We start from the raw sequence: 12073 nt of genomic DNA on the forward strand, positions 1-12073 counted from the left end.
TGTTACAACCACAATTTCACCGCATAACAAAAGCGGAGGTCGCCGTAATTTTTAGTTCAAACTACTTCTAAGAAATTAAGATCGAATTTTTTGCTCCCAAATCCAGGCAGACTTCAGCGCATCATCCAAGGTGGAGACTGCCGTCCATCCCAAAACCTCATTGGCTTTCGAAGTGTCAGCATAGGCTTGCACGACGTCTCCTGCCCGGCGTGCAGCAATCTTGTAATTGAGTTTTTCGCCGGAAACCCGTTCAAAACTGGCAATCACTTCCAGAACTGAACTGCCCTTTCCTGTACCGAGATTGAAGACTTCAAAGTTCTCTTCATTCTTGTCGTCCATCAGTCGTTGCAGAGCAACAACGTGAGCTTTGGCGAGATCCACTACATGGATGTAATCACGAATACAGGTCCCGTCTTCGGTCGGATAATCATCCCCAAAAACAGACAATTGCTCTCGTAATCCCATACCCGTTTGGGTGATATAGGGAACGAGGTTTTGAGGAACGCCCAAAGGCAACTCCCCGATTTCAGCCGACGGATGCGCTCCAATAGGGTTGAAGTAGCGCAAAGCAATCGCATTGAGCTGCGGATTCACTTTGCAAGTGTCCTTGATGATTTCTTCCCCAACTTGCTTGGTGTTTCCGTAGGGAGACTCTGCCGCCTTTACCGGAGCATTCTCCGTAATCGGCATCTCATCAGCCTGCCCATAGACCGTACAGGAAGAACTAAAAATAAAGTTGGCTCTATCGGTCGTAATCAGGTTTTGGAGCATATAGGTCAGCACCCCAAGGTTGTTCTCGTAATAGAGCAAGGGATCCTGTACACTCTCGCCAACGGCTTTGGATGCTGCGAAATGAATCACTCCATTCAAATTCGAATGCCGCTTAAAAAAGTCTTCCACCTCGCTTTTGTCTCGTAAATCGAGCTCTTCGAATGCAGGACGTTTACCAGATATGGCCTCAATTCCATCCAGCACCTGAGTAGAGGAGTTGGCCAGGTTATCGATAACGACAACATCATAGCCTTCATTTTGCAATTCGACTACGGTGTGGGAGCCAATAAAGCCTAGTCCTCCGGTGACCAGTATTTTCATGGGTTTTGGTTTATGTATTCCAGAACGCTCTCAGCGATAAAAGATTGCTGATCGTCTGTTAGTTCCGTATGCATGGGGAGAGAAATGACTTCATCGGAAAGTTGGTTAGTGACTCCGAAATCGGCCTCGTTGTACCGCTCATCGAGGTAAGCCTTCTGGCGGTGCAGGGGGATGGGATAATACACCCCACACGGAATGCCTTTGCTCTGCAGGTGTTGAACCAGGCCATCGCGTTTTCCGTTGGTGATTTTTAGGGTATATTGGTGAAACACGTGGCAGTCACAAGTCGCACAAACCCCTTCACAGCCCTGCCCTGTTTTGGGCAAGATAATGTCGGGCTGATTCGCCAGCAATTCGTTATAACGTCGAGCAGCGGCTCGACGTTGTTCGTTGTACTGATCCAATTTAGGAAGCTTGGCACGCAATACGGCCGCCTGCAGTGAATCCAAACGAGAATTAACTCCGACCACATCATGGTGGTAGCGCTCGTACATCCCGTGATTGACGATTCCTCTCAAGGTATGCGCTAAATCATCGTCATTGGTAAAAATTGCTCCACCGTCTCCGTAGCAACCCAGATTTTTCGAAGGGAAAAAGGAGGTCGAGGCCACTTGTCCAAGAACACCGGCCTTTTTCTTCGTCCCGTCGGCAGAAGTATGTGTTGCACCAATGGCTTGAGCATTGTCCTCGATCAGGTACAAATTGTGTTTTTCTGCAAGTGCCAAAAGTTGGTCCATGTCAGCGCATTGCCCGAACAAATGAACGGGTACAATTGCTTTTGTCTTGGGAGTAATGGCTTTTTCTACTGCCTGGGGATCGATATTAAAGGTCTCCGGGTCCACATCAACCAAGACCGGGGTAAGACCCAAAAGAGCAATAACTTCTACGGTTGCGGCAAAAGTGAAATCCGCTGTAATAACTTCATCACCGGGTTTTAAACCCAATCCCATCATGCAGATTTGCAGGGCGTCGGTTCCATTAGCACAGGGAATGACGTGTTTTACCCCGAGGTACTCTTCCAATTCCTGTTGGAAGGCCTTTACATGGGGGCCATTAACGAAGGCCGCGCTGCTTAAAATTTCCTGAAATGAAGAATTCACCTCTTCCTTAATCTCCTCGTATTGCCCCACCAGGTCAACCATCTGTATTTTCTTCATGGAGTAGCGTATTAGACGATATCCCGACCCGGGAGTATCGTTGATTCAAAAATAACAAATAATGGTCCCGGGGCTTCGGTTGATAGCAAGAAATGTAACTTCGCATCAAAACGAGACGACGGCTACTCGATGAGATTCTTTTACTCCTTACTGATTCAGTTGACCAGCGGGCTTTTGCCTGTAGTTGCTCTGTTTAGCAAAAAGATCCGATACTTCCTTAAAAGCAGAAAGGAAGCGCTTGCCCTCAATCAACAAGCAAGCCCCAGCCAAAAGGGAACCTTTTGGATGCATGTCGCCTCCTTGGGCGAATACGAACAAGGTCTGCCTCTATTAGAGAAATGGGGCAAGAGCCATCCGAAGCAAGAGCGTGTGGTGAGCTTTTTTTCGCCTTCGGGCTATGAGATCAAAAAGAACAAGGCCGAAGCCGAATTTGTCACTTATCTGCCTTTAGACACACCTATTGGAGCTCGGACATTTATCGATAAGTGGAATCCAAAATCGCGATTTTCGTGAAATACGAAATTTGGCCCAACACCCTTTTGGAGCTAAAGCGTCGAGGTATTCCCGTCTTTTTACTTTCGGCTCGATTTCATCCTGAACAGATTTACTTTAGACCTTACGGAGGGTGGATGCGAAAACAGCTCTCTTACATCCACACCTTTTTTGTACAGAATCAGATTTCTGCTGAATTACTGCAAAAACACATCGATCGTCCTGTTCTGATCACGGGAGATTCCCGCTTTGACCGGGTCGAAAACACAAGACTTGCCGCCTCTCCCCTGCCCCTAATCAAGCACTTCAAAGGCGAAAAGAAACTCTTTGTCGTAGGAAGCAGTTGGCCGGAGGATGAAGAAGTTCTTTTGCCTAGCATAAATAACGAAGAGCTGGCCTACCGCTGGGTTATTGCACCTCACCAACTCAATGAAACCAAAATCCAACACCTGGCACAGCAGATAAAAAAACCCATTCTGCGATTCTCTTCTTTGAGTATAGCAGAACACAAAAAGGGGGCTCTCACGGCGGAAGATTTGATCAAACTTCAACAGGCTGAAATTCTGGTATTAGACACCATCGGGCTTTTGAGTCGGACCTACCAATACGCCACCGCCGCCTATGTGGGAGGGGGGTTTTCGACAGGCTTACACAACATTCTGGAAGCTGTTGTCTTTGGTATTCCGGTCTGGATAGGTCCTCACTTTAACAAGTTTCCTGAAGCCGTTGATCTAGTGAAATTGGAGGCCGTTTTCTCTATTTGTTCCGCAACTGAATTCTATGACAGTCTGGAGAATTTAAAACAAAAAGATCCCGCGTTTTCAGAAGTATACCGCCGTGGACGAAAGTACTGCGAAGAGCAGCTGGGAGCTACCGACCAGGCTTTTAATGTCGTGCAAGAATTCACAAAAATCACTTAGTTTAGGGCGAGTTATAATGACCTACCATGAACAACCGCGAATTTAAAATTTCACTTACCGCAGCCTTAGCCGGCTTCCTCTTTGGTTTTGACACCGTCGTCATCAGCGGTGCCAACCTGCCCATAAAAGAACTTTGGGACACCTCTCCTCTTTTTCACGGTGTGTTCATTATGTCCATGGCCTTGTGGGGAACCGTTGTCGGTTCTTTGGCCGGCGGGATTCCCTGTGATCGTTTGGGTCGTAAAAGGACCCTTTTTTGGATTGGAGTGCTTTATTTCGCTTCTGCCTTGGGTTCTGCTCTGGCCCCTGACCCTTATCTCTTTTCTTTCTTCCGCTTTATCGGAGGAGTTGGTGTTGGAGCCTCTTCGGTTGCTGCACCGGTCTACATTTCTGAAATCGCAACAGCTAAAAACCGGGGGCGACTGGGCGCTATGTACCAGTTCAATATTGTTTTCGGAATCTTTATCGCCTTCATCTCTAATTACTTGCTCAAAGGGGTGGGTGGAGAAAATGATTGGCGCTGGATGCTCGGAGTAGAGGCCATCCCTGCCCTCGCCTACTGCTTTATGGTGCTGCGTATTCCCAACAGTCCACGCTGGCTCATCCTCAAGCAAAACGATGCTGCAGGGGCGCAAGCGGTATTAGCCACCATCGCATCACCTGAAGAGGCAGAACAAAAGGTAGTAGAGATTCAAGAAGCCACCAAACGGGAGTCACTCGGTAAAAAAACGTCCTCCAGGCTGTTCTCTGCTCAATATAAAAAACCTGTACTCTTGGCCTTTTTACTGGCCTTATTCAATCAGCTTTCCGGGATCAATTTCGTGCTGTATTACGCCCCTGAAATATTGGAACGCGCCGGACTGGCCGCTAAAGACTCTCTCTTCAGCTCCATCTCTATTGGGATTGTCAACCTGGTCTTTACACTCTTAGGCATTCGCCTAATTGATCAGCTTGGTCGGCGTCAACTGATGAAGATTGGTTCCTGGGGGTACATTATCAGTTTGGCCATGGTCGCTTGGTGCTTTTACAGCGGCGCATCGTCCAATCTGTTGCTCACCTTCATTCTGGTCTTTATAGCAGCGCATGCCGTAGGACAAGGCGCAGTGATCTGGGTGTTTATTTCTGAAATCTTCCCCAACCGAGTGCGCTCCTACGGCCAATCCTGGGGAACCGGTACACACTGGGTATTCGCAGCGGCCATAACCCTGCTAACGCCTTTATTTTTAGATGCGGACAAAGGCATCTTTAAGGACAACCCCTGGCCCATCTTTGTCTTCTTTGCGGTGATGATGGTATTTCAACTATTTTTTGTGCTGTTCATGATGCCCGAAACCAAAGGGGTTTCTTTGGAGCAAATGGAAGATCAGCTCTAACTTCCATCTATCGCATATTACTGACATCTAGTCGAATAGATTCAGGGAAACCCTCCGAGGTCTCACCTGAAATCCTTACATTGGAGAAAAATAACCACCATGTCGGAACAACCTTCTTTTGGTACCAATATGCTCAATGCGGTATTGAGGCTTATGGTCTTTGTACTTCTTCTTATTCTCGCCTCGGTTGTAATTAGCATCGGGCTGAATTTCTTAGGCCTCCTTCCAGAGTCCTAAATCACTGCATTCTGTTGTAGTAGTAGCGAAACCGGTTAAACACCTTCCTGGAGGGTTCCGATTGTAGCACGGGCAATAAGACAAAACGATCAGGGCCAATTTCTTCAATAACGGCCTGAATTTGCCCCGCCTCCTGCAGGCGCATTTCGAATCTTTTTCTCAGTTTATTGTATTTCCATATCCCTCGAATAACCGTGGAGTCAGACTTTAATAGGGTATAGGTTTTGTTGTGGTAAAACACAAAGCGATCCTTGATGGCTTCAACACCTTGAATCTTCAATCCATCCACTTCTCCATGAGACATCTGCCATTCCTGACAGAGTAAATTGATTAAGTCGTATTCAGACCCAAAAGTACTCTGCCCTTTTACCGGAGTTACAAGGGAAGCAAAGAGAACAAAAAGCAGGGAGGAGTACAGTTTGCGCATAGACCTTTAATTTCCTCTAAGTTAAGCATTTAGAGCAAACAGAAGACGTCAGAAAAGAAGGCGTCCCAAGGACAGAAATTTCGGCCTATTGCTTCAGTATACGGTAAGTGGTTTTGGTCGAATTGTCTAATTGCAAGAAATACAAACCTGCGGGTAACTCCTCCACGACCAAGTCGAATCGTTTTTCCCTGCAATACACCTCGCTCGTTTTCACGACTTGGCCGGCTGTATTGTACAATTGGTACTTCACCCAGCCATCCGGGGCGTTCGCAAACACCGTCGTTTCCACAAGCACGGGATTCGGAAAGACATAACCCCTATCAGTGGGCGACAAAAAGCGACTAAAGATACCTTCGCAAGGCAGCTTGGACGTCAAGGTCAACACTCCGCTGGAGGGTCTCTCCATTTCGTAGCTAAATCCATCAAACTCCCCGAGGATTTCGTTGTCCAGTTTAACCACAAAGGGCGGAGTTCCACTGAAGACCTCTAAAAACAAACGCTTCCCGTCCGGACTCTCTTTAGACCCCGCATTCAATCCTTGCCCCTCTGGTAATACAACACCAAAGCAACGTTCAAACTCGGCATTGCCGTCAATGCTAAGGCAAAGTTCATAAGTGCCAGCAGCCAAGGACTCAATAGTCAGGCTTTCCGTAAAAGTGTATTCTTGGTTGCCAATACGGGCTCGGTAGTTTCGGAACTCATTGGCCGTCACCACTAGACGACCATTGGCACTACCAGTACAACTTTCGGCTTGTGTTTGGACCAGGAAGTTATCGGCCGGAATGTCTTCCAGACCTTCGAAGTAGCGATCCGCCAATGCAAAAGCATCGGTACCAATGGCCAGTCCCAGTTTACGTCCCGGTATATCGTCTACTGGAGGGTGAATACCTCCCCAAATTCTGGATAAACTCGTCTGGTCGGAAGCATCTCGATAGGTCGCCCACTGAAGTGAGAAACTACTCGTCGGGCCTTCTTCAAAGACTAAAAATTCATTCTGAACGACATCAAAAACTCCCATCCCCCCAGGAAAAAAGGCATCTCCTGTAAAGAGGGTTAACACCTCCGCTGCTGCACTAGAGAAGGTCGAATGTCCGGAAACATAGCCTGCAAAAGGCGGAGTCACAAAAGAGGGTCTTTGGTAAGGCCACCAATCGGTCGCAAAAATCCAGCCTACACCTGCGGCGTCGACCTCCGGATCCCCAATAAAATCGGGCCCTCTCCAAGTGTATAATTTGAGGCGACCCACATTTTCGTCAGAAGCTCCGGCGAGGGGATCACCGGCTTCAATCAATTCAATCAATCCTGGGATTAGCGGCAATCCATGGGGATCAAAACTGGGAAGTGCTGGATCACTGCTTTGGCCTCGAGCCATATAACGAATAGCCGAAACCGGACGGATATAGTCGTAATAGCCCTTAACACCCCAGGTGGTTACCGCTGCATCGTGCATCGCACCCCCCATGGCCAAATACGCCTTTACATCCCATTCCAAATCAGAAACCAGCTCTCCGCTGCCTTTGATTCGCTTCACCGTTTGCGGGTGGTCGCTCACATAGTTCAAGATCGTAAACCAGTGGCCCGGAGGCGTTTCGGAATCCGGCCCATCGGCCAGAACTCAGCCAATACACGGGCATAATCCGAACGCTTCACCATTTGAGGTGCATAAGGCGCATTGGTCACTGGATTCAAATCGTGCCCCTGACCGATATCACCACCTTCGGCAAAGCGGTAAAAATTCTGATACTCTTCAAAGCTATCTGGGTAATTCTCGGGAGAAACATTGCCAATAGAGCCCGGTGAAATATCAATCTCTGTAGGATCATTCGGATCCAAATGGGCCGACCAGGCAGCAACCATGGCAAAATTCCATTTGTAAGGATCTTCTATCCCATTGGCAGTGGAGTTCTGAATAGAGGGAGGGGCACCCGGATCTCGGTAGATATAACTATCAAAGCCATTGTTGAGAATTTCCAAATCCGTTTCTTTCAAAGCAAAGGGCTTGACTACCCCCCATTCGGGACTTAAAAAATCAGGAATGTTATTCGGCAACACATTGCCGGATTGATCGACAAAAACATCAAAAGCTAAGGGCTGCCAGCGGTTGGGATCATTCATTTCATTCACCGTCTGACTGCTCTCCAAAATAAGAGGGTCATTGACAGGAAAGTAAAATACATTGTTGTAGGAGACGTCTTCATTCGAACCATCCGCCAAGCCAAAAGCAATAATTTGTTCGGCGAGGTAATTCCCTAAAGCCGCCGCAGAACCCTCACGGTAGTCCGTGGAAGTGAAGTTCAGGTCCAGACCCAGTTCAACCATATAGCCTTCCGCCGCCGAGCGTAACTCCATAAAACCCGGAGAGTCTGCAAACCGGTGCAAGAGCAAACGGTACATACCATAGCTCATCACAGCCGATCGGGCCTCCTCTGCATCTCCAGAAAATTCCAGTCCTTCAAAATCACAGAAGTAATCCTGGTACTCCTTGCCCAAGAACACGGTCTGGGAGGTGTCGTCAAACAAGGCCCAGGCATCGTAGAGGATTATAGAAGAGTGGAATAAATTTCGAGCGTGTACCGTTGGTCGTGCAAAGTCACCCCGAATCCCCGTCAATAAAATTTCGTTCCATTCTCGGGCTGCAGAATGGCTACTCTGACCAAAAACCGAACAACTCAGCAGCAAAAAAAGCAGGGGGTAGATTTTTTTCATAGGCGGTAATTGCACTAAAGATATCCAAAACTCCTTTTTTTTCAGGATTCATTCGATAAAATACCCCAGTTCTGGACCGGTCAATAAATCCTTTTGACTAGCTGGCTTACTTAAAAAGCGAAAGAGAAGCTTGGACTTTAAAAAGTGCGTAAACAAGTGGATCTACTAGAAAGAGGTGAAGAACCACTACATCATTTAAATAAAAAACCCAGAGCAGATCAAAATCTCTCTGGGTTTTACGTGCGGATGAAGGGAATCGAACCCCCACGCCTTGCGGCACTAGATCCTAAATCTAGCGTGTCTACCAGTTCCACCACATCCGCGTTTGTAGACTACCCTTAAGGGCTGTTTTCCTTTAGGGAGTGCAAATATAGATCAATTTTACAATTAGACAGAAGGGATGCCATAAAAAGTTCTTTACGTAATTTCGTTAAAATTTGATTTATCCCTCAATGTCTACAATACAGTCGTATATCGATCAACACAAAGAGCGTTTTATAGCCGAACTCATCGACCTTTTAAAAATTCCTTCGATCAGCGCTGACACGGCCTTTTCAGAAGATGTTATTCAAACAGCAGAGGCTGTTAAAATCGCTTTAGATCAAGCCGGTTGTGACCGGGTTGAAATTTGCGAAACCAAGGGCTACCCTGTCGTATATGGCGAAAAAATCATCGATCCCAAGCTGCCCACCGTCTTGGTTTATGGCCACTATGATGTTCAACCCCCGGACCCAATGGACCTATGGGATTCCCCTCCCTTCGAACCGGTGATCAAAAAGACCGATTTACATCCGGATGGAGCCATTTTTGCACGAGGAGCCTGCGACGACAAAGGGCAGTTCTTTATGCACGTTAAGGCCTTGGAATACATGGTTCGAGAAAACGAGCTTCCCTGCAACATCAAGTTTATGATTGAGGGAGAGGAAGAAGTGGGATCGGACAGCCTGGCGGATTTCTTAAACGAAAACAAAGAGTTACTGTCGAATGACATCATCTTGATTTCCGATACGGGAATTATTGCCAACGATGTGCCTTCCATCACCACTGGGCTAAGAGGACTTAGTTATGTCGAGGTGGAAGTGACCGGCCCCAACCGGGACTTGCACTCTGGAATCTACGGGGGTGCAGTGCCGAATCCTATCAATGTACTAGCCAAAATGGTGGCTTCTTTACACGACGAAAATGGGCACATCACCATCCCGGGCTTTTACGACAAAGTGGAGGTTCTCTCTGCAGAAGAAAGAGCCGAAATGGCCAAGGCTCCTTTTGATTTGGAAGAATACAAAAAAGCACTTGATATTGGGGATGTAGAAGGTGAAAATGGTTACAGCACTACAGAACGGTTCTCTATTCGACCTACACTGGACGTCAACGGAATCTGGGGTGGGTACACAGGCGAAGGCGCCAAAACGGTGATCGCTTCCAAAGCCTATGCGAAAATTTCGATGCGCTTGGTGCCTCATCAGGATTGGAATGAAATAACCGATTTATTTACCAAGCACTTTGAAGCGATTGCACCAGACAGCGTTAAGGTAAAAGTAACCCCTCACCATGGCGGACAGGGTTACGTTACCCCGATTGATAGTCCTGGTTACCGGGCTGCAGCCGCTGCTATGGAAACAACCTTCGGCAAAAAGCCCGTACCTCAGCGCACGGGAGGAAGTATACCTATTGTAGCTCTTTTTGAGGAGGTGCTAGAAAGCAAGACCATTCTTATGGGCTTTGGTCTGGACAGTGATGCCATCCACAGCCCGAATGAGCACTTCGGAATTTGGAATTTCCTGAAGGGTATTGAGACCATACCCCATTTTTTCAAAAATTATACGGCTCATTGGTCCTGAATTCGTAGATTGAAGCATTAAGTATCGATATGTCTGGCTTTCAACCTTTTCGTAGTTTTTTTACTTTTAGTTCCGGTGTCGATCGGCACATTTTGGAACTTTGTCCAGATGGTGAGCAAAAGAAGTTCCGTAACATCGGGGCCATCGTCGCCCTGACGTCCTTCTTTGCCTTTGTCTCGGGCTCCTATGCTTTATACACCATTTTCGACAATCTCTACATAGCCATCGGCTTTGGACTGTTGTGGGGCTGTATGATTTATGCTTTGGACCGCTACCTGGTGGCCAGTATGAAAAAACTCTGGTTGAAGTCCCCTTCGGAAATGGCCGAAACCGATGATCAATGACTTCTTTATTGAAGACAAGTCCAGGGAATGGTGGCAAGGGTTTCCGCGTATCGTGCTGGCTTTGGTTATCGCGGTGGTGATTTCGAAACCTCTCGAAATGAAGATCTTCGAAAAAGAGATCAACCAAGTCATTGCCGAAGAAAAAAACCAGCTTCGCTTGGAAGCGCGCGAACAAATCGGGCAGATCTACGGTCCGCAAAAACAAGCCCTAGAAGGAGAAATCAATCGACTTCGATCCGAAATCGCGACCAAAACAGAACGCTCTCAACAACTCTATGAAAGCTTTATTACAGAGGCTGAAGGGACCGCTGGAACAGGCCTAAGAGGAAAAGGCCCTGTTTACGCCGATAAAAAAGCCCAGTATGACCTGAGTGTTTTGGATCTGCAGGCGACCCAATTGAGAAACAACGCGAGCATTGATAGTCTGCTGGCTATACAGAACAGTCTGGCCGGAGAATTTGAAGCTTCAGTCGCGGAATCCGAACCCATTATTGAAGAAGTCGATGGCCTGATGGCCCGTATTGCTGCCCTGAACACGCTGGGAGGTGAGAACGGCCACCTGCCCTCCGTCTTCATTATGCTGCTCTTTATGGCGGTAGAAATGGCCCCTATTCTGGCTAAACTCTTATCCGGGGTCGGGCACTACGACAAGGAACTCATCAATTTCGAAATGCACAAAACCCTAATGATTGGGGAAGACATGCAAAGACGAATCGCCTATTGGACTGAAGTGGGTACCCTCTATCCGACCAATGATGCTGAATTAAGGGTTTCGGAAGAAGCAGCTAGAGGACAAATTACAGAAGAAATGATTGCAGAGGGCATAGGCAAGACAGAAGCCCGTGAACTCTTGCGCACTGCCTTAAAAGAAGAAGGGCGTGAATACCGAGAGCGGATGGTCAACGAGCACTTAAAGTACGACATCAAACTCTTCTCGGCCACCTATTTGTCTAAACGAGAAGACGAACTCTTAGCTGTTCGCAGCGAAACCAAGGCCTTAAAAGCAGAACGCGCTGCCATCAAAGCGGCCGAAAAAGCAGAACTGGAAAAACAAAAGACCATCCACGAAGCCGAGATCGCCAAACTGGAAGAGCAGCAAGAAGCCCAAAAGAAAAAAGAAGCTTTACGCATCAAGCACGAACAAGACTTGATCAAGCAAAAAGAGCGGGCTGAAATCGAAGAAAGAGAGCTGGCAGAACAACTCGAGCGTGAACGCCAAGAAAGAGAACACAAAGCGCAGATGAAGACCCAGGCCAAAATGAAGGAACTGGAAATGCAGCGTATCAAACAAGAACAAAAAGCAGAAGCCGATCTCAACCGGCTAAAAGAGAAGGGACGCCTTGCTGATAATGGGGCCTCCGATTCCTCGTCCAACGAAGAAGACAGCGCATCAGCCGCCGAAGAAAGCGAGATCGTATAGTTTGGCCCGATTCTTGGATTCCTAAATGCAGTTCTTGGGCTTGTTAAAAAGCCGAACTCCTACC

General features: G+C 47.5%; 10 protein-coding genes, 1 tRNA gene and 1 pseudogene. 6 read left to right on the top strand and 6 right to left on the bottom strand.

Features of this window, described 5'->3' with window-relative positions:
• Window positions 1-75: 75 nt before the first annotated feature.
• Both galE and BST99_RS09290 read right to left on the bottom strand, forming a co-directional pair.
• Window positions 76-1092 (bottom strand): UDP-glucose 4-epimerase GalE, encoded by a 1017-nt coding sequence (gene galE / locus BST99_RS09285; protein WP_105001553.1) that lies wholly within the window; start codon window positions 1090-1092, stop codon window positions 76-78.
• Window positions 1089-2249, bottom strand: a complete 1161-nt coding sequence (locus tag BST99_RS09290; RefSeq protein WP_105001554.1) for a DegT/DnrJ/EryC1/StrS family aminotransferase — start codon at window positions 2247-2249, stop codon at window positions 1089-1091. Before BST99_RS09290 ends, galE begins: the two co-directional genes overlap by 4 nt.
• Window positions 2250-2534: 285 nt before the next feature.
• Between BST99_RS09290 and BST99_RS09300 the strand changes: the two are divergent.
• The 3 genes and pseudogenes from BST99_RS09300 to BST99_RS14365 all read left to right on the top strand — a co-directional run bounded on the left by BST99_RS09300 (window position 2535) and on the right by BST99_RS14365 (window position 5271).
• A pseudogene (locus BST99_RS09300) lies at window positions 2535-3661 on the top strand (3-deoxy-D-manno-octulosonic acid transferase).
• 26 nt (window positions 3662-3687) lie between these two features.
• On the top strand, window positions 3688-5034 hold the full coding sequence (locus tag BST99_RS09305; RefSeq protein ID WP_105001557.1) for a sugar porter family MFS transporter: 1347 nt from the start codon (window positions 3688-3690) through the stop codon (window positions 5032-5034).
• Window positions 5035-5133: 99 nt separating this feature from the next.
• A complete protein-coding gene (locus BST99_RS14365) occupies window positions 5134-5271 on the top strand; it encodes a hypothetical protein (RefSeq protein ID WP_181044197.1) in 138 nt (45 codons plus the stop codon).
• A gap of 1 nt (window position 5272) precedes the next feature.
• On the opposite strand, the gene BST99_RS09310 is transcribed toward BST99_RS14365, so the two are convergent.
• From BST99_RS09310 to BST99_RS09325, 4 genes are all read right to left on the bottom strand, one after another.
• Window positions 5273-5698 (bottom strand): hypothetical protein, encoded by a 426-nt coding sequence (locus BST99_RS09310; protein ID WP_105001558.1) that lies wholly within the window; start codon window positions 5696-5698, stop codon window positions 5273-5275.
• A gap of 85 nt (window positions 5699-5783) precedes the next feature.
• Window positions 5784-7250 (bottom strand): T9SS type A sorting domain-containing protein, encoded by a 1467-nt coding sequence (locus BST99_RS09315; protein WP_146106255.1) that lies wholly within the window; start codon window positions 7248-7250, stop codon window positions 5784-5786.
• A 5-nt stretch (window positions 7251-7255) separates the two neighbouring features.
• Window positions 7256-8404, bottom strand: a complete 1149-nt coding sequence (locus BST99_RS09320; RefSeq protein ID WP_105001560.1) for a DUF6851 domain-containing protein — start codon at window positions 8402-8404, stop codon at window positions 7256-7258.
• 241 nt (window positions 8405-8645) lie between these two features.
• Window positions 8646-8727: transfer RNA gene (locus tag BST99_RS09325), tRNA-Leu, on the bottom strand.
• A 129-nt stretch (window positions 8728-8856) separates the two neighbouring features.
• On the opposite strand from BST99_RS09325, the gene BST99_RS09330 reads away from it, so the two are divergent.
• Genes BST99_RS09330 through BST99_RS09340 form a run of 3 tightly spaced genes read left to right on the top strand, consistent with a single transcriptional unit; the run spans window position 8857 to window position 12009 of the window.
• On the top strand, window positions 8857-10245 hold the full coding sequence (locus BST99_RS09330; protein WP_105001561.1) for a dipeptidase: 1389 nt from the start codon (window positions 8857-8859) through the stop codon (window positions 10243-10245).
• Between the two features lie 29 nt (window positions 10246-10274).
• Window positions 10275-10589, top strand: coding sequence for a DUF4407 domain-containing protein (locus BST99_RS14810; protein WP_105001562.1), 315 nt, complete (start codon window positions 10275-10277; stop codon window positions 10587-10589).
• The gene (locus BST99_RS09340) at window positions 10579-12009 is read left to right on the top strand and encodes a DUF4407 domain-containing protein (protein WP_105001563.1); all 1431 of its coding nucleotides are present in this window, start codon (window positions 10579-10581) and stop codon (window positions 12007-12009) included. The genes BST99_RS14810 and BST99_RS09340 overlap by 11 nt, the downstream gene beginning before the upstream one ends.
• Window positions 12010-12073: the final 64 nt, after the last annotated feature.

It is taken from the genome of Aureicoccus marinus (assembly GCF_002954325.1).
GTDB classification, from domain to species: Bacteria; Bacteroidota; Bacteroidia; order Flavobacteriales; family Flavobacteriaceae; genus Aureicoccus; species Aureicoccus marinus.